The sequence below is a fragment of the Mesorhizobium loti CJ3sym genome, assembly GCF_000472785.1.
Classification (GTDB): domain Bacteria; phylum Pseudomonadota; class Alphaproteobacteria; order Rhizobiales; family Rhizobiaceae; genus Mesorhizobium; species Mesorhizobium loti_E.
Genome location: NZ_AXAL01000028.1, coordinates 1 through 21,829 on the forward strand (window position 1 = coordinate 1; position 21,829 = coordinate 21,829).

The window sequence follows — 21,829 nt, forward strand, 5'->3', positions numbered from 1 at the left end:
CGCCCTTCGAATACGCACTCGGCGACCACCTCCGCAAAATCCAGCAGAAGGGTGCGACCTCGTTGTTCGGACGCGCATTCAAAATCTGCAACGCCTTCGCCGGCAGGACTGTCGCTTTCAGACCGACCGGACAGGACGGTGTCTTCGACGTCTACTTCCGCCACCAGAAAATCCAAACCATCGACCTCAACGCAATCAGCCGATAGCATGGCAAACTGTTCGCGATGTCTTCGCACACCTGTTCGCGATGTCTCCGGTCCAAACAGGGGGGAGATTGGCAGTTTCTGTGTCCGCGCTCTTCTTGCAACGTAAAAGATTGGCCACAGTCCTCGCGACATTCGATCTCCCCCCTTGAGGGGGAGATGTCCGGCAGGACAGAGGGGGGTGAGCGCCGTCATTTCGGCAACAACGCTCACTTCCCCTTCCACACCGGGTCGCGCTTTTCGGCAAAGGCCCGAAAACCTTCCATATTGTCCTCGGAGCCATAGAGCGCATCGACCGTCGCCAACTGGCGACGCGTCACCCTGTTCATGGCATCCTGGAAGGTGAGCGCTTCGGCCACCCGTGCCGTCTCCTTGATCGCGGCAAACACCAGCGGCGGGCCGCTGGCCAGCAGCCGGGCGATTTCCCAGACGCGGTCCTCGAGCTTTTCCTTGGGCAGCACCTCGTTGACCAGGCCCCAGCGATGCGCCTCGGCGACATCCATCCAGCGGCCAGTGAGCAGAAGGTCCATGGCGACGTGATAGGGGATGCGCTTCGTCAGCTTGATCGTCGCCGCATCGGCCAGCGTGCCGGCGCGGATTTCGGGCAGTGCGAAGGAGGAATGATCGGAAGCGAAGATGAGGTCGCAGGACAGCGCCAGCTCGAAGCCGCCGCCCACCGCCATGCCGTTGACGCAAGCAATGACCGGCTTGTTCAAGTCGCGCAGTTCCTGCAAGCCGGCAAAGCCGCCGACGCCGTAGTCGCCATCGACCGCATCGCCGCCGGCGGCCGCCTTCAGGTCCCAGCCGGCGCAGAAGAACTTGTCGCCCGCGGTCTTGACGATGGCGACACGCAATTCCGGGTCGTCGCGGAACGCCTTGAAGGTCTCGCCCATCAGCCGCGAGGTCTTGAGATCGATGGCGTTGGCCTTGGGCCGGTCGAGCGTGACCTCAAGGATGGTGCCCTCGCGGCGGGTCGAAATGACGTCAGACATTCTTGTTCTCTCCAAGCACGAGCAAGGCATCGGCGATCCAGGCGCCCTTGCCCTGCGCGCAGACGATCAGCGGATTGATGTCGAGTTCCTCGATCTCACCGGCATTCTTCTGCACAAAGGCGGCAATGCCTGATATCGCGTCGATGGCTGCTGCCACATCAGCCTTCGGCCGGCCGCGATAGCCGTCGAGCAATGGATAGAGCTTGAGCCCACGCAAGCCCGCCTCGATGTCTTCGCGGGTCGCCGGCAGCATCAGCGTGACGCTGTCGCGCAACAGTTCGACCAGCACGCCGCCGGTGCCCAGCGTCATGACAGCGCCGAACATCGGATCCCTGGTGAAGCCGACGATCAGTTCGGCAACGCCGTCGCGCACCATGCGCTCGACATAGAGGCCGGTGCCGAGCGGCAGCAGATCATGCGCCGCCGTGCTGACGGATTCGGCATCCCTGAGGTTGAGCCTGACGGCGCCAACCTCGGATTTGTGAGCGACGCCGAGCGCCTTCAGAGCGACGGGAAAGCCGAGCGCCATCGACGAGATGACGGCCTCGACCGCATTGCCGGCCCGCTCGCCCTTCGGCACGGGCAGTCCGGCCTTGATCAACCGTGCCTTGGCCTCGGCCTCATCAGGCGTAACGTGACCGCCGCCGGCAGCACCGGAAGCAGACGTGTCGATCGGCTGCGCCTGCGGTTCAGCCCAAGCCCAGCCGATGAAGGCGGCTGCGCCTGCGGCATCCATCGCCTCGGAAATGCCGAACAATGGCACCATGCCGCGCGCCATCAGTTCGGCGGTGTATTCCTCGGGCAGGTTTTCCGGCAGCGAGGAGACGATCGCGCCATGCGCCTTGTTGGTCTTCAGCGCCGATTCGAAGGCGCGCAGCGTCGCCCACCAGTCGGTGACCGAGCAACGGTCGGGACGAGGGAAGTCGAGCACCAGCATGTTGAGATCGAAACCGCCCGACACCATGGCGGTGAAGGTGGCAGTCATCGCCGGCTCGTTGTTCCAGATAAAGGTGTGGTAATCGAGCGGGTTGGCGACCGCGACCAGCGGCCCGAGCGTCGACTTGACGTGGGCGCGGTGTTTTTCCGTCAGGACCGGGAAGTTGACCCAGCGCCCTTCGGCACTGTCAGCCATCACGGAAGCCTCGCCGCCCGAACAGCTCATCGAGGAGAGCTTGTAGCCGGCCAGCGGGCCGGTGATGTGCAGCAGCTTCAGCGCCTCGATGAAAGAGGGGATGGAATCGACACGCGCGATGCCGAGGCGCTTCAGGAAAGCGCCCGAGGCGGCATCCGAGCCGGCCAGTGACGCGGTGTGCGAGACCGTCGCCTGCCGCGCCTGCTCGGAGCGGCCGACTTTCATGGCGATGATTGGCTTTTTCAGCTCGCGCGCCCTGGCGGCCAACCGTTCGAAGCCGGCTACGGAGTCAAAAGCCTCGATGTGCAGGCCGAGCGACGTGACCCGATCATCTTCGATCAGGCCGAGCGCCATTTCGGAGAGACCGGTCTGCGCCTGGTTGCCGGCAGTCATCAGGAAGGCGATCGGCAGGCCGCGCTTCTGCATCGTCATGTTGATGGCGATGTTGGACGACTGGGTGATGATGGCGACGCCCTTGCCGCCCTCGTCCAGCCTGATGCCGCCATGCTGGTCGGGCCACAGAAGGGCGCCGTCGGCATAGTTGATCAGGCCATAGCAGTTCGGCCCGATGATCGGCATCTGGCCGGCCGCCGCAACGAGCTCGGCCTGCAGCCGCTCGCCGTCGTCGTCATAAGCTTCGGTTTCGAGGAAGCCTGCGGCAAAGCAGACGGCGCCGCCGGCGCCGCGCTCGGCCAGCGCCTTGATGACCTCGATGGTCAGATGCCGGTTGACGCCGACAAAGGCTGCATCCGGCGCACCGGGCAGGTCCGCAACTGACCGGTAGGCCTTGCGTCCGGCGACCTCGTCCTTGGTCGGATGGACCGGCCAGATTTCGCCGGCAAAGCCCATCTTGATTGATTGCGCGACGACGGCAGCCGCTTGCACGCCACCGAAGACGGCGATCGATTTCGGGCGCAGGAGACGTTCGAGTTTATGCATGGTCATCTTTTCGTTTGAGCGCGGTGTCTGCCGGATCCAGACTTTGGCGCATCATGCTCTAAGCCCCGAACGGACGCAGCAGCGCCCGCGAAATAATATGTCGCTGAATCTCGGAAGTGCCTTCCCAGATGCGCTCGACGCGAGCGTCGCGCCAGATGCGCTCCAGCGGCAGGTCGTCCATCAGCCCCATGCCGCCATGGACCTGTATGGCCTCATCGGCGACGAAAGCGAGCATTTCGGTGGCCTTCAGCTTGGCCATGGCCATGTCCTGGTCAGTGACGGTACCCTGATCGTACTTCCAGCCGGCTTCGAACACCATCAGGTCGGCGGCCTTCAATTCGGTCGCCATGTCGGCGAGCTTGAACGACACTCCCTGGAACTTGCCGATCTGCTGGCCGAACTGCTGGCGCTGCGCGGAATACTCGATGGCGTGGCCCAGCGCCCGCTCGGCACGGCCGAGGCAGGTGGCGCCGACCTGAAGGCGCGTGGCGCCGAGCCAGGAGTTGGCGACCTCGAAACCCTTATGCACTTCGCCCAAAACCTGGGAGGCCGGCAGGCGGCAATCGTCGAATTCGAGGATGGCGTTGGTGTAGCCGCGATGCGAGACATTGCGGTAGCCGTCGCGCACCGTAAAACCCTTGGTGCCCTTGTCGACGAAGAAAGCGGTGATCTTTTTGCGCTTGCCGCGCGGCGAATCCTCTTCGCCTGATCCCATGAACACAATGGCGAAATCGGCTAGGTCGGCGTGGCTGATAAAATGCTTGGTGCCGTTGAGCACCCAATCATCGCCATCCTGCACCGCGGTCGCTTTCATGCCGCGCAAATCGGAGCCGGCGCCGGGCTCAGTCATCGCTAGGCAGTCCCACTTCTCGCCACGGATGCAAGGGAACAGGTACTTTTCGCGCTGTTCGGGTGTACCGGCGAGAAGGATGTTCGACGGGCGCGCCACGCAGGTCCAGTGCAGCGCGTAGTTGGCGCGGCCGAGCTCCTTTTCGTAGAGCAGCCAGGTCACCGTATCCAACCCCGCGCCGCCGACATCGGCCGGCATGTTGGCGGCATAGAGGCCGGCTTCGATCGCCTTGACCTTGATCTCCTCGATCAGGTCACGGCGCAGCACGCCAGTGCGCTCCACCTCGCGCTCGTGCGGATAGAGCTCGTTCTCGACGAAGGCGCGCGTCGTCTCGACGATGAGCTTCTGCTCTTCGGACAGACCGAAATCCATGGTCTCAGCCCTTCTTCTTTTTCTTTGGCTTTTCGGCCTTTTTCACCGGCTTGGAGGCCTTGGCCTTCTCGGCGGCCTTCGAGGCCGCCGGCTTCTTTGCCGCCAGCTTGGCGAGCTGCTTGGTATAGTCCTTGTGCAGGGCGCCGGCACCCCAGCCCTTGCCTTTGTTCTGTTTCGACAGCGCATCCATGATGGCGACCAGATTGTCGTCGCGGATCTTTTCCAGTTCGCGGATCGACAGACCGTGCGCCTGGTCGTCCGACTGGGTGGCGATCAGGTCGACCAGCTCGTCATTGAATTCCGGCACGTCCATCAGCTTGGTCCACGGCCATTTCAGGCACGGGCCGAACTGCGCCATGAAGTGGCGCATGCCGGCTTCGCCGCCGGCGACGCGATAGACCTGGAACATGCCCATCTGTGCCCAGCGCAGGCCAAAGCCATAGCGCATGATGTCGTCGAGCTCTTCGACGGTGCAGATGCCGTCCTTGATCAGCCACAGCGCCTCGCGCCATGCGGCTTCGAGCAGGCGATCGCCGACAAAGGCTTCGATCTCCTTGCGGATGACCACCGGCTTCATGCCGATCGAAGCGTAGATCTCCTTGGCGACCTCGATCGCCTCGGGAAAGGTCTGCTCACCGCCGACGATTTCGACCAGCGGCAGGAGATAGACCGGGTTGAACGGGTGGCCGACGACCAGCCGTTCGGGATGCTTCTTCATCGCCACCTGCATGTCGGTCGGCTTGATGCCTGATGTCGACGAGCCGACAATGGCATTGGCCGGCGCATGGGCGTCGATCTCGGCCAGCACTTTGTGCTTGAGGTCGAGCCGTTCCGGCACGCTTTCCTGGATGAAGTCGGCGTCCGCAACCGCCTCGGCGATGGTCTTGGCGAAGGTCAGCTTGCCCTCTTTCGGCAGGCCGCCGGGCACCATCTGCTTGTAGGCGCGGCGCGCGCCCTTCATCACTTCCGAGACCTTGCGTGACGCCTCGGGATCGGGATCGAAGATCGACACGTCGATGCCGTTCAAGAGCAGGCGCGCCACCCAGCCGGCGCCGATGACGCCGCCGCCAATGGCGGCTGCCTTGTTGATGATGCTCATGCTGAGGCTCCGGTTCTTGTCTTGGCTGTTTCGGGGTCGATGAGAGGCACGCGCTCGCCGGCGCGGATCACCGAGGGGTCGTAGGCCTTGCGGGCGAAGACTTCGAGCACGAAAGGCCGGAAGAACTCGATCGGCAGCGTCTCGTAGTCAGGGTCGAAGCTCGACTGGTCCCAGCGTTCGCAAAACTGGTCGCAATCGTCGAAATAGGCATGGCCGGCGAAGCGGTCACGGGCATGGCGGTTGCCGCCGAGATGGTGGGCGTAATAGAGGCGCTGGAAATCGCCATGCTTCTCCACCACCCAGGTGCATTGCTCGCGCACGAAGGGCTTCAGGATCGAAGCCGCGTATTCGTCGTGATTGTAGGGCGCATAGATGTCGCCGATGTCATGCAGCACGGCACAAGCGATCCAGTCGGTGTCGGCGCCGTCGCGCCAGGCGCGCGTCGCCGCCTGCAGCGAATGGCCGAGCCGGGTGATCTTGTAACCGGAAAGACCCTCGTCGAGCTGCACCAAGGCGTCGAGCAGCCGATCGCCGGTCTTGGCGGCATAATCGATTTCATGGGCGGTCAGGAACTCGTAATCGTCCTTGTCGCCATCCTTCATCGCGGTGAATTTGACGGTTGTCATGTCGACCTCCAGCGATTGAATTAAGCTGCTATCGGTGCCCGCTTGGTCAGGTTGAGCTTCTGGCGCACTTCCTTCGGTCCCAGGATCCTGGCGCCGAGATTGGTGACGATGCTGGCGGCGCGCTCGACGAGCTGCGCATTGGTGGCCAGCACGCCCTTGTCGAGCCAGAGATTGTCTTCGAGCCCGACGCGGACATTGCCGCCGGCCAGAACGGCAGCGGCTGCATAGGCCATCTGGTTGCGGCCGATGGCGAAAGCCGACCAGTTCCAGGTCGATGGCACATTGTTGACCATGGCCATGAAGGTGTTGAGGTCGTCAGGCGCGCCCCACGGCACGCCCATGCAGAGCTGCACCAGCGCGTCGGGGTTCAATACCTGTTCCTCGACCAGCTGCTTGGCGAACCAGAGATGGCCAGTATCGAAGGCCTCGATCTCGGGCTTGACGCCGAGCGCCGTCATCATGCCGCCCATGGCACGAAGCATGCCGGGCGTGTTGGTCATGACGTAGTCGGCCTCGGCGAAGTTCATGGTACCGCAGTCGAGCGTGCAGATTTCGGGCAGGCACTGACGCACATGCTCCATGCGGTTCGTGGCGCCACCCATGTCGGTGCCCTTTTCGTTGAGCGGCAGCGGTGCCTCCGGCGAACCGAACACCATGTCGCCGCCCATGCCGGCGGTCAGGTTCAGGATCACGTCGACATTTGCGTCACGGATGCGCTCGGTCACTTCGCGGTAGAGATGCACGTCGCGGCGAGGCTTGCCGGTTTCGGGATCGCGGACATGGCAGTGGACGATCGCAGCACCGGCCTTGGCGGCGTCGATGGCCGAATCGGCGATCTGCTTGGGCGAACGCGGCACATGCGGGCTGCGATCCTGCGAACCGCCGGATCCGGTCACGGCACAGGTAATGAAGACCTCACGGTTCATCGCAAGCGGCATGGAATTCTCCTCCCAATTCGAACAGAGGTACAACATTGCGCGACTTGCCGGGAACTGTTTTGCGTTTTACGAAGGAGGCATGATAAAAAACGAAAGAACGACAATCTTTCGCGCCGAGCAGTCGCCGCTCAAGGTTACCCTGCTGGTGTTTTCCGGGGCGTCCATCATGTGCGTGGCATGCACCGTTGATCCGCTGCGTGCCGCCAACCGTATCGCCGGCGAAACCCTGTTCGACTTCAAACTGGTTTCGGTGACAGGCGAGGCGCCGGTCACGACATGCGGCCTGCCGGTGGCGGTCAGTGGCCGGTTCGATGCGACCGAACCAACGGATGTCCTGATCGTGGTCGCGGGCTTTGGTACGCAGAACTATGCCACGTCAGCCTTGCTCGCCGGTTTGCGCCGTGCGGCGCGATCGGCCCGCGCCTGTGGCGGCGTCGAGGCAGGGACATGGCTGGTGGCGCGCGCCGGCTTGCTGGAAGGGCGCAGCGCCACCACCCATTGGGAGGACATGGAGGATTTTTCGTCGGCCTTTCCCGGTGTCGACGTGCGCCCCGATCGATACATCATCGATGGGCCGGTGTTCACCACGGGCGGGGCGTCGCCGACCCTGGATCTGATGTTGCACTTGATTCGCACCCGGCTCGGCATGGCCGTGGCGCTGGATGTGGCAAGCGCGTTCATCTACGATCAGGCGCGGGTGGCGACCGATGCGCAGCCGCTGGTCTCGCTTGGCCGGCTTGACGGCTACGACCCGCGCCTGGCGCAAGCCATTCGGCTGATGGAAGCGCATGTCGATCAGCCGCTGACCATCGAAGCCATCGCAAAGCGTGCCGGGGTGACGGCGCGGACACTGGAAAGCATCTTTCGCAAGTCGATCGGCGAGACGCCGGGCGCCTATTATCTCAGGCTGCGGCTGGGGGCCGCGCGCCGGCTGGTGGTCGACACGCGGATAGCGATGGCCGATATTGCCGGGCGGACGGGATTCTCGTCCGCCGCAGCATTTTCCAGAGCGTTTTCAAGAGCTTTTGGCGAAGCCCCAGTCAGGCTGCGCCGAGGATAATCATATCCAGGGGATTACGCGGCGTTCTGTCGATCGCTGCCGGCGTCGATCTGCGAGCGCATTTGCCTCACCAGCCGGACTTCGAATCGGCTGCTGACAGCGCGATCCCATTCGTTCGAGACCTTGGCGTCGTCGGTTTTCCTCGGCAGCGCCATCAGCCGGTCGATGATCGATCCGGTTTCGCCAGATGAGAGTAGGGCGTCGATTTCGCGTTCGTGCTGCATATCGGTTCGCCTCCTTCCTTTTCACCCGCCACAACGTCACTCTTATACGAGATACGTGACGGCAGTTTGAAGGCAGGAGCGAGGTCATTGCGGGGCGCGAAGGGGCAAAACCTTGTCGCCGGATGCGCCCTTTGGCGCAAAGAGTTCTGCGCGCCAAGATCCCGAATCAGGGGCGTCAGTCCAGCCGCTTCTCGAACAGCACAGTCGTAAAGCCGCTGTCCCATTCATCGTCGGGATAGCGGTCCTTTTCGACATAGCCGACCGCCTTGTAGACGCCCTGGGCGCGCTCGTTGAACGTATCGGTCTCCAGTCGCACCTGGCGGAAGCCGGCAGCGCGAATCGCTTGTTCGGCATGCGACAGCAGCCTGCTGCCGACGCCTTGGCCCTGATGGCGGGCCCTCACATGCACGGCCTCGATGAAATCGCCACGCCAGTGGATCAGGCCGGCAATTTCACCGGCGATCTCGGCCACTGTGAAATTCGGCCAGTATTCTTCGACATAGCGCCCGCCAATATCGGTCTCGACATAGCGCTGCGCCGATGCCTGGGTGATGTGTGGCAGCCAGGTGCCTTCGAACGTTTCCTGCAGCACCTGTTTGAGAGCCGCGACATAGCCCTGCCGCGCCTTGCGCACCGTGATCTGCCCGTTTGCCATCGTCTTTCTCCATCGCTTGGGAGAGCGGACTAGCAAAAGGCAATCACGGCGGCTTTCAGCCACATCAAGCAGCTGTCGGTCCAGCGTCAGGCTTCAGACGTAGCGGTTGACGATGTTTTCCAGCAACTCCTGGCGGCCGGAGCGCGGCTGCGGCTCGATCTTCTTCTTCACCACGCGCTCGGCGATGTCTTCCAGCGTGCGCTTGCCGGAAAGCATCGCCTTGGCCTCTGCGGTATTCCACCCGGCATAGCGCTCGGACAGCGGAGCCGAAAGCGCCTTGTCCTCGACCATGCGGGCCGCGGCCTTGAGGCCGCGTGCGCAAGAGTCCATGCCGCCGATGTGGCCGATCAGCAGGTCCTGCGGGTCGAGCGACTGGCGGCGCAGCTTGGCGTCGAAATTGGTGCCGCCGGTCTTGAAGCCACCGGCCTGCAGGACCTGGTAATAGGCGAGCGCCATTTCCGGCACGTTGTTGGGGAACTGGTCGGTGTCCCAGCCCGACTGGTAGTCGTTGCGGTTCATGTCGATGGAGCCAAAGACGCCGAGCGCATTGGCCAGCGCCAGTTCATGCTCGAAGGAATGGCCGGCGAGGATCGCATGGCCCTGCTCGATGTTGAGTTTTACTTCCTTCTCCAGGCCGAAGCGCTTGAGGAAACCGTAAACGGTGGCGACATCGTAGTCATACTGATGCTTTGTCGGCTCCTGCGGCTTCGGTTCGATCAGGATGGTGCCCTTGAAGCCGATCTTGTGCTTGTAGTCGACGACGAGGCTGAGGAAGCGGCCAGCCTGTTCCTGCTCGCGGCCAAGGTCAGTGTTGAGCAGCGTCTCATAACCCTCGCGCCCGCCCCACAGCACATAGTTCTCGCCCTTCAGCCGCTTGGTGACGTCGATGCAGCTTTTCACCGTTGCCGCCGCATAGGCAAAGACATCCGGATCGGGATTGGTGGCGGCACCCGACATGAAGCGGCGATTGGAGAACAGGTTCGCCGTGCCCCACAGAAGCTTGACGCCGGTCTGCTTCATTTTGGTGGCGAAATAGTCCGCGATCTCGTCGAGACGGGCCGCACTTTCGGAGAAATCCTTGCCCTCGGGCCGGACATCGGCATCGTGGAAGCAGAAATAGGGCGCGCCGAGCAGCGAGAACATCTCGAAGGCGACATCGGCCTTGAGTTTCGCCAGTTCCATCGTGTCGACGCCGCCAGCCTTGGGGAACCAGGGACGGTCGAAAGTCTGGCCGCCGAAGGGATCGCCGCCCGGCCAGGCGAAGGAATGCCAGTAGGCGACGGCAAAGCGCAGATGGTCTTCCAGCCGCTTACCGGCGACCACCTCATCGGGATTGTAGAAGCGATAGGCCAGCGGATTGGTCGAATCCGGCCCCTCATATTTGATCTTCTGGATGTCGCCGAAAAATCCGCTGCTCATGATTTCTATCCTCTCTCGAATAGTTCGCCCTGATTACCTCAGGCGTAATTGGTTTCGTTCTTGGGCTGGCCGAAAAAGCTGATGTCAAAACCAGCAAACACAGGAGACAGACCATGACCGACCTCAACAGAATTGCCGAGGGTTACATCACCGCCTGGAACGAAAGCGATGCCAGCCGCCGTGCCGAATTGCTCAAGGCCACCTTCACCGAAGACGTCAGCTATCGCGATCCGCTTATGCAGGGCGACGGCCACGATGGCGTCGCCGCGCTCATCGATGCTGTTCAAAATCGCTTTGCCGGCTTCCGGTTCTCGCTGAAGGGCATACCGGACGGCTTTGCCGACAAGATCCGCTTCTCGTGGAATCTCGGGCCGGAGGGCGTTGCGTCCGTCATCGAAGGCACCGATATCGGCGTTGTCGAGAATGGGCGACTCAAGAGCGTCACTGGGTTTCTGGACAAGGTGCCGGCGCAGTGAGGCTAACTTCGTAAAGGCGGCGCGAGGCCCCCCTCTCTGGCCTGCCGGCCATCTCCCCCTCAAGGGGGGAGATCGGATGTTGCGTCGGCTTTCGCCAATCTCCAGCGTTGCAGAAATGAGCGGGGCGCCCCAACTGCCAATCTCCCCCCTTGAGGCGGAGATGCCCGGCAGGGCAGAGAGGGGGGCCTCGCACATGCTCACGCTGTTACCACCCGGATCGCCGGATACAGGGCCCGATAGCGGTGATAGGCGTCAGCATACGCTCCACCAAGTCCAGCATCCGGTTCGATCGTGGCATCGGTCCTCGGTGCCGTGCAGACGCTGAGCGGATCGGCGCCAGTGGCCGCAATCAGCCCAAGCCTCGCCGCCCCAAACGCCGCGCCGAAATCGCCGTCGGCGGGAATGTCGACCGGCAGCTGAAGCGCGGTCGCGATCGCCTTCAGCCAGTAGCGCGAGCGTGAGCCGCCGCCGATCGCCGTGACGCGTGTCAAAGTCGTGCCTGCCGTCTTCAAGGCTTCGAGGCTGTCGCGGAAGGCGAAGGCGACGCCTTCGAGCACCGCTTGCGTCAGCACCGCGCGGCTCGATTCGTGCGCCAGCCCGGTGAAGGACCCGCGAATGGCGGAATCATTGTGCGGCGTGCGCTCGCCCGACAGATAGGGCAGGAAGGACACGCCGGTCGGCGCCTTCAGCGCGTCGCCCAGTTCCGATGTCAGCTCGCCAGCCCCCTTGCCGGTGATCTCGGACAGCCAGTTCAGCGAATCGGTCGCCGACAGGATGACACCCATCTGGTGCCAGGTGTTGGGCAGCGCATGGCAGAAGGTGTGAACAGCACTTGCCGGATTGGGCAGATAGGACGCGTTGGCGGCAAACAGCACGCCCGATGTGCCCAGCGAAACAAAGGCATGGCCGGCGCCGACCGTGCCCATGCCGCAGGCCGAAGCCGCATTGTCGCCGGCGCCGCCGGCGATCGGGATACCGGCGTCGATGCCCCATTTCGATGCCAGTTCGGCGCGCAGCCCGCCAGCCTTATGCGTGCCCTCGACCAGCGACGGCATCTGCTTTTCATCAAGTGATGTCGCCGCCAGCAATTCGGCGGACCAGCGGCGCTTGCCGACATCGAGCCAGGACGTGCCGGCCGAGTCGGACATTTCCGAAATGTGTTCGCCGGCCAGCCAAAGCCGCAGGAAATCCTTGGGCAGCAGCACCTTCGCCACTTTGGCGAAAACAGCGGGTTCGTTGTTTTTCACCCAGGCGAGCTTGGGTGCGGTGAAGCCGGGAAAGACAATGTTGCCCGTCAGCGCACGGAAGCGCGGATCGGCATCGAGTGCCGCCGCCTCGACATGGCTGCGCGTATCGTTCCACAGGATGCAGGGGCGCAAGACCTGGTCTGCGGCATCGAGCAGCGTGGCGCCATGCATGTGGCCGGAAAGGCCAATGCCTTTGACAGCGGCAAGTTCTTTTGGATGAGAAGCCTTGAGTTGCGCGATCGCGGTCTCGCAGGCGCTTATCCAGTCGCCTGGATCCTGCTCCGACCAGCCGGGGTGCGGGCGCGATACGTCGATCGAGGCATGGCCGGAGCCAATGACACTCTGTCCGGCGTCGATCAGCAGCGCCTTGACGCCCGATGTTCCAAGATCGAGGCCGAGATACATGGTTTCCTCCCCGTGCCATTAATTTTTTCGGATCTCGAAATAATCTGGCTTGGCCAGTTTTTAAGGCAAGATGAGCTTGCGGTCAATTCTCTGACAAATTGGCCGCGCGTCGCGAAAACAGCGCCGAGAGCGGGCTGTCCGGCCGCGCCGTCGAACGCTCGGCCGTGAGTGCCCTGGCGAGCGTGCCATCACCGGCTCGCAGTGCCGCTTCGATCAGCGTCAAGTCGATGACGTCGCGCTGTGCATGGCTGCCGCCGAAACGATGGGCTATGGCCCTGATCGGCCGGATCAAGCGCATGGCCTCGACGTAGTTGCCTTCACCGAAGGCCTGGATGGCAAGCGTCAAGGGATGGCCGACATCCCGGGTGAAGGCGGCATTGTCGTCGCTGCCGTGCATGGCCTCGCGCTGTGCGTCGAGCAAGGTCCGGGCCGGAGCGTCGAGCCCGGCGCCGACAAAGGCCATCATCGCATGCGCATCGTTGAAGGCATAGTTGCCGGCGCCAACCTTGGGCCAGTTGCCGGCGAGCGCCGTCCAGCGGTCACCGACATCGATGCCGCCGAGATAAAGCCGCCACAGGATCGCCGAGGCATCGACCATATTAAGCGCCATCGTTGATGGCGCGCCGTAGATCGGCCCGTCATAAAGCGCCAGCACCTGATCGGTCTCGCCGAGATCGTAGTGAAACAGCGCCAAATGCCACCAATTGTGCACCTGCAGGAAGCTCTCCTTTGTCCAGGCTTCTGGGTCGGCGCGCATCCAGGCAATGCCGTCCCTTTGCCGGCTTTGCATTTCCATGACATGCGCCACCGCGTGCTGCGCCCAGCCGTCGCGCGGCTCGATCTCGACCGCCGTACGGCCAAGTTTTTCGGCCAGTGCGTACTCGCCCATCTCTTCCAGCCCGAAGGCTTGCATGCCGAGCATGGCGTGGTAGCCCGGCATACCGCCCTGCCATAACGGCAAGGCGCGCGCGATGCGGTCGCGCAGCATGCGGGCATTGCCTGTGAAGAAGTCGATCTGGTGCCCGACCTGCAGCGCCACGGCGTCGAGCGGGGCGTCGATGGCGATGCCTTCAAGAATCCCAGCGGCTTCATGCCAGCGACCTCCGGCAAGGTGGCCGAGGGCCGAGACATGCGCCTCTTCGCGCGCCGTCGCGGCAAGCGGCAGGGCCGCCTCATGGCAGGCCCTGGCCACCGCCGTCGCGTCCCGCTCGGTGGCAAGGCCAAAGAGATAGCCCTTGAACACATGCGCCATGACGAAACCGGGATTTTCCGCGATGGCGCGATCGACGGAGCCGACGGGATCGCCGATGAAGCACTGTAATTGGCGTACCGCCTCGCTGTAGGGCGTGAACCCCGCTTCCGTCGCGCCTGAAAATGCCAGGCCGAATGCGTCCTTCATTGGCATGCAAAATCCTTTTGACCTGTCCTTTGTGGGCGCGGTGCCCCCGGTCCAAAGCGATCTTAATACATGGACCACGGACGCGCCAACCATGCGCTGCGCTGGTCTACTCCAGTAGTCTTCCCAGTTCATCAACCATGAAGATCAGACGGGCGGGGAGCTTGAAATCGCGAAACGAGAGCGACGCGGCTGGACCTGGACGGCGTCCTCACGGCCATCTTCTTCGCCGCAACGCGACGTCGTCGCGTGACATCGGCATCGATGTCAGCGGCACCGACACCGTCAGCCTCTTCGCCACCGGCGACTACACCACCAATCTCGGCGGCGACAAGCGCGCGTCCTCGAGGGCAATCTGGGCTTCAGCGTCAAATGGTGAGGCCCTCCGGGCCTCACCCGCGTCCACGTCACGACGTCAATTGCCCGAACGGATCGCCACCGTGGCGATGCCCGCGCCGACCAGCAACGTGCCGCCGGTGCGGTTGAAGATGCGGATCGCCCTGGGATTGCGCACGACGTTGCGGGCGCGTGCCGCGATCAGCGCGTAGCCGAAGGCATTGGCGAAGGCGAGCACCAGGAAGGTGGTCTCGAAGATCAGCATCTGCGTCCAGAAATTGGCATGCCGGTCGAGGAACTGCGGCAGGAAGGCGACGAAGAAGGTGATGCTTTTCGGGTTGAGCGCGGTGACCAGCCAGGCATGCGCCATCATCTTGGCCGAAGACACCACATCGGTGCGCGGTTCGGCCTTCAGCGCGCCGCCGGCGCGGAACAGCTTGACGCCGAGATAGATCAGATAGCCGGCGCCGATCAGTTTCAGGACGGTGAAGACACCAGCCGAAGCAGCCAGCAGCGCGCCGATGCCCAGCATCGACAAGGTCATGGCGGTGAAGTCGCCGAGCGCCACGCCAACCGCCATCGGCAAAGCGGTGCGCCAGCCCTGGCCCAGCGCATAGGACACGACCAGCAGGATGGTCGGACCCGGAATGATGAGGAGGATGGTCGACGCGGCTGCGAACGCGGCCCAGTTTTCGAAGGACATGTCTGTTCTCCCTTGGGTTAAGGAAAAGGATAAATCCTGAACCCCGGGAGAATGTAAAGAGGCCTGATTTTTGTTTTTAGGCAATTCCGGACGGACGACCGCGACGCACCTTTCCTGGAATTGCCGCGATATCAATTGCGCCAACGGCAAGTCGGCGTCAGTTCGCGCCGCCCAGCGTGCTCACGATATCGGCCAGGCAGACATCGGCACCGAGAACCAGTGCGGCCGCGACAGGCCCCTCGCTGATCGCCAGCTGGGTAGGAAAGGCCGGTGCCGGGATTGTGACCCGACCGAGGTCTTTTTATGCAGGAGCGCTCGGCTGATGGTCGTTCAGGACGGATTGATGCCGCCAGGCCACGCGGAAATGCAGGCAGTGCAAGGCGTTCACGCTTTATCAACCATGAATGATGAAAATGCCTTCTATTCGGCCGGACCGTGCTTCCCGCCGACAGCGTAGGGTTTGGGTATATGCGTGAGTTGCCGCAAGGTCTGACGCCGCCACGAAACGGCGACGCAATCGAAACCGATCATCATCTTTCCCGCCGCGCCATCCTGTCTGGGGCAGGCGCGCTGGCGCTGCTCAGCGCCGCCGGCTGCTCGACATCGGGCGATGGCGGCATGCCGGCCCTGGATCTCGACAATACGGTCACCGGTTCGGTGCCGCCGATGCGGCCCGCGATCAGCGTCGACAAGAACATCACCAGCGCCGATGTCATGTATGCGTCGCTGACCGACAACGGCTTCAACGTCCCGGAGGTGCCGTACCTGAAGGTCAAGCCGGAATTTCGCCGCCAGATCGTCGTCGACACGACCGGCGAGGCGCCCGGCACCATTGTCGTCCATCTCAAGGAGCGCATGCTCTATCTCGTCCAGCCGGGTGGCGATGCCATCCGCTACGGCGTCGGCATCGGCAAGGACGGCTTCCGCTGGTCGGGCCGCGCCAACATCCAGTATGGCCGGGAATGGCCGACCTGGACGCCGCCGCCGGAGATGATCCAGCGCAAGCCCGAATTGGTGAAGTGGCAAGGCGGCCAGCCCGGCGGCCTCACCAATCCGCTGGGCGCCCGTGCGCTTTACATCTACCAGGACGGCAAGGACACCGGCTACCGCATCCATGGCTCGCCCGAATGGTGGAGCATTGGCCAGGCGATGTCTTCGGGCTGCGTGCGCCTGATCAACCAGGACATCATCGACCTCTACAGCCGCGTTTCGAAGAAAAACCCCGTCGTCGTCATGTGATCGTGGCCGCAGCTTGCGGCCTCCAGACTCTCCCGTTGCACGATAGCGAAAGACAGGCCAAGGTGGCTTGAAAACCATCGCTCGGGAGACGTCAGGAATGGCCGGAACTTTTGTCATCGCGCAGGGCGGCGGCCCGACCGCCGTCATCAACCAGACGGTTGTCGGAGCGACGCTGGAGATCCGCAAACGGCATCCCGGCGCCAAGGTGCTGGGCTCCATCCACGGCGTGCGCGGCATTCGTGACGGCAATTATGTCGACCTCTCCGCCATCCCGGAAGACCGGCTGCGGTTGATCGCCGGAACGCCAAGCGCGGCACTCGGCTCGACCCGCGACAAGCCGGATGCCGCCTATTGCGATGTGATCCTCAACGGCCTGAAAAAGGCCGGCGCCGATGCCTTCATCTATATTGGCGGCAACGACACGTCGGGTACGCAGCAGATCCTGACCGACGCCGCCGGCGGCTCCATCGCCTTCGTTCATGCGCCAAAGACCATCGACAATGACCTCGAGGAAAACGACCACACGCCGGGCTTCATTTCAGCGGCCGAGTTCGTTGCCGGCGCCTTCCTGTCCGTTGATCTCGATTTTCGCGCTTTGCCCGGCATCTATGTCGGCATCGTCATGGGCCGGCATGCCGGCTTCCTGACCGCAGCGGCTGCCGCCTGGCAGCTCGATCCCGACAGCGGCCCGCACCTGGTCTACGTGCCGGAGCGGCCATTCTCGGCGGCCGGCTTCATCGATGATGTGCGCGCCACGCTCGACCGACACAAGCGCTGCATTGTCGCCGTGTCGGAAGGGGTGAGCACCGCCGACGGCAAGGCGCTGGTCGAAAGCCTGGTGCCGGCCGACAAGCTGGAACGTGACGCGCATGGCAACGTCAAACTGTCAGGCAGCGACCTGCCGGCCGCACTCGAGCGCGCGCTGGCCGAAGGGCTGCCGGGCAAACGCGCCCGCGTCGATGCGCTCGGCTACATGCCGCGTGGTTATATCGGCGCCATCAGCGCGGTCGATGCACAGGAGGCTTTCGATGCCGGTGCCTTCGCCGTCTCTGTCGCCGAACAGGGCGGCGGCTCGGTGGCGCTGCAATATGATGGCAGCAAAACCGTGCTGAAGAAGGTGCCGCTGAAGAATGTCGCCGGCAAGACCCGTCACATGCCCGACGATTTCATGAAGCCTGACGTCAACCAGTTGTCGGAGGCCGGCATGGCCTATCTCAAGCGGCTGGTGCCGGAAAAGTACAAGGTCGGGAAGCCGTTCGTCTAATGGAGTGGTTCAGCAAGAGCATCGTCGATGAACAGACGACGATGCTGACCGAGCCGTTCGTGCATGACTATCTGCGCGCCAACATCTGGCATCTGCGCGGCCGCGACGCCGACCTTCTGGTCGATACCGGCATGGGCATCTGTCCGTTGGCGCCGCAGATCGAGACACCGCAGGGCAAGCCACTGCTGGTGGTCGCCACCCATATCCATCTCGACCATGTCGGCTCGATGCACGAATTTCCATGGCGGGCCGGGCCAAGGCATAGCGCCGCGCAGTTCGAGATTATGGATGAGGCCGTGACGTACGCCTACATGTTCCATGATCTCGAAGGTGGCGTTTCGAAACTGCCCAAGCCGGGCTGGAACGCCGCCGACTACAAGATCCCATCGGCGCCGCTAACGCGGACGCTTGATGAGGGCGACGTGGTCGATCTCGGCGACCGGCAATTCCGCGTTCTGCATCTGCCCGGGCATTCACCGGATTCGATCGCACTGTTCGACGAGGCCGATGGCCTGTTCTTCAGCGGCGACGCCATTTATGACGACACGCTGATCGACAGCCTGCCGGATTCGGACCGCTCGGCCTATGTCAACACCATGCAGCGGCTGCTCGACCTGCCGATCCGGATCGGCCACGGCGGTCACGGGCCAAGCTACGACGGCAGGCGTATGCGTGAGATTGCAACGGCTTACCTCAGACAGGCCGGCAATATCTGAGCTTCGGCATGACTGTCGGCTGGTGGGAGAGGCCGGGTACCGGCAACATTACCAATCCTGCGCGAAGAATTAAATCTTTGTAATATAACCGAAAAAACCTAATTTGCCCGCATCCGCGTCCTAGATTCCGGTTCATCGACCTGAACGGCCGCCGCATGAAGCGAGACGGGCTGCCGTGAAGGCCGGTACGCCGAATAGGCCCCCCGAGGCCACGGCGCCGAACCCAATGTCTCGCACGGACAACGACCATGTCATCCCTCAAGATCATCCGCAGACATCGCGTCGCCGCATTGCTGGGCGCCGCCCTCATCATCTCTCCCTTCGTCGTCTCCTTTGCCCAAAGTGCCAGCAATGCAGGCGTGAGTAACGTCGTCGGTACGACCCAGACCCCTGTCGCCGGTATCACTGCCCCCAACGGCTCGTTTGCGCCGATCGTCGCGGCCGACAAGCCGGCGGTGGTGACGGTCACCACCATCATGAAGGCACAGCCGGCAAGCGCCGATGACGGGATGCCGCTCGGCAACTCGCCATTCGACCAGTATTTCCGCCAGTTCTTCGGCGACCAGGGCATGCCCGCTCCGCAGACGCCGCCGCCGCAACAGGCTCAACGCGCCGAGGCGCTCGGTTCCGGCTTCATTGTCGATGCCGATGGCACCATCGTCACCAACAATCACGTCGTCGACGGCGCCTCATCGATCAAGGTGACGCTCGATGACGGCACCGAACTTCCAGCCAAGCTTGTCGGCCGCGACGCCAAGAACGACCTTGCCGTGCTCAAGATCAAGGCCGACAAGTCCTTGCCGACGGTCAAATGGGGCGATTCCGACAGGCTGATGACCGGCGACCAGGTGCTGGCGATCGGCAATCCGTTCGGCATCGGCACCACGGTCACCGCCGGCATCGTTTCGGCGCGCGGCCGCGACCTGCACAGCGGGCCATTTGACGATTTCATCCAGATCGACGCACCGATCAACCATGGCAATTCCGGCGGCCCGCTGGTGGATGTGAACGGCAATGTCGTCGGCATCAACACGGCAATCTATTCGCCGAATGGCGGCAGCGTCGGCGTCGGCTTTGCCATTCCGTCCGATCAGGCGCAAAAGGTTGTCGCCAAGCTGATGAAGGACGGCTCCATTCAGTATGGCTATCTCGGCGTCGAGATCCAGCCGGTGACGGCTGACGTGGCAAGCGCCATAGGGCTCGATCATGCCGGCGGCGCGCTGGTTTCCAAGGTCAATGACAGTTCGCCCGCCGCCAGCGCCGGAGTCGAAACCGGCGACGTCATCACCAGCTTCGCCGGACAGGATGTGAAGGATCCCAAGGATCTGTCGCGGGCCGTTGCCGACGTCGCGCCCGGCGCCAAGGAATCGCTCGATGTCTGGCGCAAGGGCAAGGCGATGCAGATCTCCGTGGCTGTCGGGCAAAACAGCGACGATGTGAAGACGGCATCAACTGATAGTTCCGACACGCCGAGCACCGAACAGGGCTCGCGCGCGCCGGCGATCGGCCTTGGCCTGCTGGATATCACGCCCGACATTCGCCAGCAGATGAACCTTGCCGACAACGAGCACGGCGCGGTGGTTGCCCGCGTCAATCCCGACAAGGCGGCGGCAGCAGCCGGCATCCAGCCGGGCGATATCATCGCCGCCGTCAATCAAGTCCCGGTGAAAAGCGCCAGGCAGGTCACGCAGGCGATCGCGCAGGCCAGCAAGTCGGGCCGCAAGTCGGTGCTGCTGCTGGTTGAACGCGATGGCAGCCAGATCTATGTGGCCGTGCCGTTCGCCAACGGCTGAGAAGATAAAGCGCGGCTGCGGCCGGCCTGTTGCCAAGCGGCGACAGGCCGGCCGCAGTCATCAAAGTTTCAGCCGTCGGTGCTATTCCAGCGGACTGCCGCGAACCGCGTTAGTTGCGAGCGGCTATATCGGCGCGGATGAATATCGTCACCGATGCGTCCTGATGCAAAATGCGGTAGCCGCGCAACGCCTCGGCAATCCCGGGCGCATCATGCAGTGGCGGCATGGGATGCTGGTCCTTCAGGTTGAGCAGCACTGGCGGGCGCGGTCCTGATGTTCCGTCGTCGATGATGATGTCGGGCCGTTTCGCGGCAAGTTCGCCTGCGATCGATGCGGTGTATCTTTCCCTGAGGCCGGCCAGGTCCTGGCGTATCGCGGGATCCTGTTCCAGCCCCATCAATATGCCTGCGTCATTGACCATCCAGCCCGATTGCTGGCGTGCCACGAAACGGGCGCCGGTCATGCGGGTGAGCGGGTTGCTGAACTGCAGCTGCGACGCGATCGACATCATGGTCGGATGATCGACCGCGCGCACGATGGCAGCAGTTGCGGTATCAAGATCGCGGCGCGACTGGGTAAAGGCCAGGCCTTGTTGCAGTCCCGCCAAAAGCACGATCGAAAACAGACCGAGCGCGGCACCAGCCTTGGCCGTCAGCGGCAGGCTTAGCCATGGTTTCAGCCTGACGTATTGCAGCATCAGCGCCAGCACGCCGAGCGTCAGGAAGGGCAATGCCTGATAGGTCCAGCCTTTGCCCATGATGACGAAAGCCGGGACGTAGGCGGCCCCGGCCAGCAACATTATGCTCGCGTCGCGATTTGGCCGACCGGGAGAGGCCATGGCCAGCGTTGCGACCGCCATAGCCACGAACATCGTGACCTGCCACAGCATCAGCGCGTCGACCACCGGCATGCGCGTCGGCAGATAGACCTGGCGCAGCAAGGGCATGACGTCGGTGAAGAAAGGCTGCATGAAGACGGCAAGTGCAGCCAGGTAGACGACGGTGAGAGCAGCGCCGATCATATTCTCTGTCGTCAGCAGCGGATGCAGCGAGCGCCGTTGCAGCGCGATGACCAGGGCCGGCACCGCCAGGGCCAGAACGCTGTAGGGCGGTTTGATCATGACGAAGATACCGGCGCCGATGCCCGCGACGATCCGCTCGGCCACGCTGCCGGCGCGGAAATCGACAGTCCTGTCGCGGGCGGAAAACAACGCCAGCCACGGCAGCAGGACGATGACACCTATCTGTTCGCGCTGGCCGAAATCGATCGGGAACAGGAACAGCACGAAAAATACCGTGGCCGGCACGATCCAGAGATGTCGTTTCAGCGTTTCGTCCGCCCGTGCGGCAATGCGGGCTGAGAACCAGACCGATGCGATCGCCAGCGCGGCCACGCCGATGCTCACCCAGAGTTCGGCCGAAAGCCCGGTCAGGCGCTCAAGCAGCACGAAGGGCAGATAGAGCCAGACGGAAAAGGCCGGATTGACTTCGATGATGTCTACCGAGAGACGCGCGCCGTCAAGCACGCGCTCACCGATCACAAGCAGCCAGGACACGTCGACATTGCCGGGCATGACAAGCAACGAGACGATGACCGCGTAGGTGGCAATCAGTAGCGTCGCGGCCACCGGCAAGCCGAGCCGCACGGCGGATGCGGCCCTGACGGACCGCAAACCGACCGGTTCGTCGGAAGCAATGAATGGCGCGTCCATGCCTGCGGTCCTCACCACGAAAGCAGCAGTCAAG

20 protein-coding genes are annotated in these 21,829 nt (G+C 63.2%); 6 read left to right on the forward strand and 14 right to left on the reverse strand.

The window, feature by feature from the left end:
• The 7 genes from A3A9_RS45570 to A3A9_RS0129820 form a co-directional block, all read right to left on the reverse strand.
• Positions 1-209: hypothetical protein (locus A3A9_RS45570; RefSeq protein ID WP_210163697.1), on the reverse strand; the 209-nt coding region annotated here is incomplete at its 3' end.
• Between the two features lie 203 nt (positions 210-412).
• On the reverse strand, positions 413-1,195 hold the full coding sequence (locus tag A3A9_RS0129795; protein WP_027061897.1) for a carnitinyl-CoA dehydratase: 783 nt from the start codon (positions 1,193-1,195) through the stop codon (positions 413-415).
• The gene (locus A3A9_RS0129800) at positions 1,188-3,266 is read right to left on the reverse strand and encodes an acetate--CoA ligase family protein (RefSeq protein ID WP_027061898.1); all 2,079 of its coding nucleotides are present in this window, start codon (positions 3,264-3,266) and stop codon (positions 1,188-1,190) included. Before A3A9_RS0129800 ends, A3A9_RS0129795 begins: the two co-directional genes overlap by 8 nt.
• Before the next feature lie 58 nt (positions 3,267-3,324).
• On the reverse strand, positions 3,325-4,488 hold the full coding sequence (locus A3A9_RS0129805) for an acyl-CoA dehydrogenase family protein (RefSeq protein WP_027061899.1): 1,164 nt from the start codon (positions 4,486-4,488) through the stop codon (positions 3,325-3,327).
• A gap of 4 nt (positions 4,489-4,492) precedes the next feature.
• Positions 4,493-5,587 (reverse strand): carnitine 3-dehydrogenase, encoded by a 1,095-nt coding sequence (locus A3A9_RS0129810; RefSeq protein ID WP_027061900.1) that lies wholly within the window; start codon positions 5,585-5,587, stop codon positions 4,493-4,495.
• Positions 5,584-6,213: an HD domain-containing protein gene (locus A3A9_RS0129815; RefSeq protein ID WP_027061901.1), complete on the reverse strand. Its 630-nt coding sequence runs from the start codon at positions 6,211-6,213 to the stop codon at positions 5,584-5,586. Before A3A9_RS0129815 ends, A3A9_RS0129810 begins: the two co-directional genes overlap by 4 nt.
• 20 nt (positions 6,214-6,233) lie before the next feature.
• A complete protein-coding gene (locus tag A3A9_RS0129820) occupies positions 6,234-7,151 on the reverse strand; it encodes a 3-keto-5-aminohexanoate cleavage protein (RefSeq protein ID WP_027061902.1) in 918 nt (305 codons plus the stop codon).
• Positions 7,152-7,230: 79 nt separating this feature from the next.
• On the opposite strand from A3A9_RS0129820, the gene A3A9_RS0129825 reads away from it, so the two are divergent.
• Positions 7,231-8,211 (forward strand): GlxA family transcriptional regulator, encoded by a 981-nt coding sequence (locus tag A3A9_RS0129825; RefSeq protein ID WP_027061903.1) that lies wholly within the window; start codon positions 7,231-7,233, stop codon positions 8,209-8,211.
• A 14-nt stretch (positions 8,212-8,225) separates the two neighbouring features.
• Here A3A9_RS0129825 and A3A9_RS0129830 read toward each other — a convergent pair whose 3' ends face one another.
• From A3A9_RS0129830 to xylA, 3 genes are all read right to left on the reverse strand, one after another.
• A complete protein-coding gene (locus A3A9_RS0129830; protein WP_027061904.1) occupies positions 8,226-8,435 on the reverse strand; it encodes a hypothetical protein in 210 nt (69 codons plus the stop codon).
• A gap of 175 nt (positions 8,436-8,610) precedes the next feature.
• Positions 8,611-9,090 carry a GNAT family N-acetyltransferase gene (locus A3A9_RS0129835; RefSeq protein ID WP_027061905.1) on the reverse strand — a complete coding sequence of 160 codons (480 nt, stop codon included), beginning with the start codon at positions 9,088-9,090 and terminating at the stop codon, positions 8,611-8,613.
• A gap of 93 nt (positions 9,091-9,183) precedes the next feature.
• Entirely contained in the window at positions 9,184-10,509 is a 1,326-nt protein-coding gene (gene xylA / locus A3A9_RS0129840; protein ID WP_027061906.1) for a xylose isomerase, read from the reverse strand.
• A gap of 113 nt (positions 10,510-10,622) precedes the next feature.
• Here xylA and A3A9_RS0129845 point away from each other — a divergent pair, with 113 nt between their 5' ends.
• Positions 10,623-10,985, forward strand: a complete 363-nt coding sequence (locus A3A9_RS0129845; RefSeq protein ID WP_027061907.1) for a nuclear transport factor 2 family protein — start codon at positions 10,623-10,625, stop codon at positions 10,983-10,985.
• A 197-nt stretch (positions 10,986-11,182) separates the two neighbouring features.
• Here the strand turns inward: A3A9_RS0129845 and xylB are convergent, their stop codons facing one another.
• From xylB to A3A9_RS0129860, 3 genes are all read right to left on the reverse strand, one after another.
• Positions 11,183-12,637: a xylulokinase gene (xylB, locus tag A3A9_RS0129850; RefSeq protein WP_027061908.1), complete on the reverse strand. Its 1,455-nt coding sequence runs from the start codon at positions 12,635-12,637 to the stop codon at positions 11,183-11,185.
• An 82-nt stretch (positions 12,638-12,719) separates the two neighbouring features.
• Entirely contained in the window at positions 12,720-14,042 is a 1,323-nt protein-coding gene (locus tag A3A9_RS0129855; protein ID WP_027061909.1) for a tetratricopeptide repeat protein, read from the reverse strand.
• Positions 14,043-14,448: 406 nt separating this feature from the next.
• Positions 14,449-15,072 carry a LysE family translocator gene (locus A3A9_RS0129860; protein ID WP_027061910.1) on the reverse strand — a complete coding sequence of 208 codons (624 nt, stop codon included), beginning with the start codon at positions 15,070-15,072 and terminating at the stop codon, positions 14,449-14,451.
• A gap of 468 nt (positions 15,073-15,540) precedes the next feature.
• Between A3A9_RS0129860 and A3A9_RS0129865 the strand changes: the two genes are divergently transcribed.
• The 4 genes from A3A9_RS0129865 (at position 15,541) to A3A9_RS0129880 (ending at position 20,084) form a co-directional block, all read left to right on the forward strand.
• Positions 15,541-16,311 (forward strand): L,D-transpeptidase, encoded by a 771-nt coding sequence (locus tag A3A9_RS0129865; RefSeq protein WP_033838879.1) that lies wholly within the window; start codon positions 15,541-15,543, stop codon positions 16,309-16,311.
• A 97-nt stretch (positions 16,312-16,408) separates the two neighbouring features.
• Complete coding sequence (locus A3A9_RS0129870; RefSeq protein ID WP_027061912.1) at positions 16,409-17,575, forward strand: diphosphate--fructose-6-phosphate 1-phosphotransferase; 1,167 nt, start codon at positions 16,409-16,411, stop codon at positions 17,573-17,575.
• Positions 17,575-18,291, forward strand: coding sequence for an MBL fold metallo-hydrolase (locus tag A3A9_RS0129875; protein WP_027061913.1), 717 nt, complete (start codon positions 17,575-17,577; stop codon positions 18,289-18,291). The genes A3A9_RS0129870 and A3A9_RS0129875 overlap by 1 nt, the downstream gene beginning before the upstream one ends.
• 248 nt (positions 18,292-18,539) lie before the next feature.
• Complete coding sequence (locus A3A9_RS0129880; protein ID WP_027061914.1) at positions 18,540-20,084, forward strand: DegQ family serine endoprotease; 1,545 nt, start codon at positions 18,540-18,542, stop codon at positions 20,082-20,084.
• Between the two features lie 109 nt (positions 20,085-20,193).
• On the opposite strand, the gene A3A9_RS0129885 is transcribed toward A3A9_RS0129880, so the two are convergent.
• The gene (locus A3A9_RS0129885) at positions 20,194-21,795 is read right to left on the reverse strand and encodes a hypothetical protein (protein WP_027061915.1); all 1,602 of its coding nucleotides are present in this window, start codon (positions 21,793-21,795) and stop codon (positions 20,194-20,196) included.
• Between the last annotated feature and the right edge of the window lie 34 nt (positions 21,796-21,829).

Coding starts and splice junctions, on each gene's coding strand:
- A3A9_RS0129860 (WP_027061910.1), bottom strand. CDS start 15,072: ATGTCCTTCGAAAACTGGGCCGCGTTCGCAGCCGCGTCGACCATCCTC.
- A3A9_RS0129830 (WP_027061904.1), bottom strand. CDS start 8,435: ATGCAGCACGAACGCGAAATCGACGCCCTACTCTCATCTGGCGAAACC.
- A3A9_RS0129805 (WP_027061899.1), bottom strand. CDS start 4,488: ATGGATTTCGGTCTGTCCGAAGAGCAGAAGCTCATCGTCGAGACGACG.
- xylB (WP_027061908.1), bottom strand. CDS start 12,637: ATGTATCTCGGCCTCGATCTTGGAACATCGGGCGTCAAGGCGCTGCTG.
- A3A9_RS0129810 (WP_027061900.1), bottom strand. CDS start 5,587: ATGAGCATCATCAACAAGGCAGCCGCCATTGGCGGCGGCGTCATCGGC.
- xylA (WP_027061906.1), bottom strand. CDS start 10,509: ATGAGCAGCGGATTTTTCGGCGACATCCAGAAGATCAAATATGAGGGG.
- A3A9_RS0129885 (WP_027061915.1), bottom strand. CDS start 21,795: ATGGACGCGCCATTCATTGCTTCCGACGAACCGGTCGGTTTGCGGTCC.
- A3A9_RS0129865 (WP_033838879.1), top strand. CDS start 15,541: ATGCGTGAGTTGCCGCAAGGTCTGACGCCGCCACGAAACGGCGACGCA.
- A3A9_RS0129815 (WP_027061901.1), bottom strand. CDS start 6,213: ATGACAACCGTCAAATTCACCGCGATGAAGGATGGCGACAAGGACGAT.
- A3A9_RS0129800 (WP_027061898.1), bottom strand. CDS start 3,266: ATGCATAAACTCGAACGTCTCCTGCGCCCGAAATCGATCGCCGTCTTC.
- A3A9_RS0129870 (WP_027061912.1), top strand. CDS start 16,409: ATGGCCGGAACTTTTGTCATCGCGCAGGGCGGCGGCCCGACCGCCGTC.
- A3A9_RS0129795 (WP_027061897.1), bottom strand. CDS start 1,195: ATGTCTGACGTCATTTCGACCCGCCGCGAGGGCACCATCCTTGAGGTC.
- A3A9_RS0129855 (WP_027061909.1), bottom strand. CDS start 14,042: ATGCCAATGAAGGACGCATTCGGCCTGGCATTTTCAGGCGCGACGGAA.
- A3A9_RS0129825 (WP_027061903.1), top strand. CDS start 7,231: ATGATAAAAAACGAAAGAACGACAATCTTTCGCGCCGAGCAGTCGCCG.
- A3A9_RS0129880 (WP_027061914.1), top strand. CDS start 18,540: ATGTCATCCCTCAAGATCATCCGCAGACATCGCGTCGCCGCATTGCTG.
- A3A9_RS0129875 (WP_027061913.1), top strand. CDS start 17,575: ATGGAGTGGTTCAGCAAGAGCATCGTCGATGAACAGACGACGATGCTG.
- A3A9_RS0129820 (WP_027061902.1), bottom strand. CDS start 7,151: ATGCCGCTTGCGATGAACCGTGAGGTCTTCATTACCTGTGCCGTGACC.
- A3A9_RS0129835 (WP_027061905.1), bottom strand. CDS start 9,090: ATGGCAAACGGGCAGATCACGGTGCGCAAGGCGCGGCAGGGCTATGTC.
- A3A9_RS0129845 (WP_027061907.1), top strand. CDS start 10,623: ATGACCGACCTCAACAGAATTGCCGAGGGTTACATCACCGCCTGGAAC.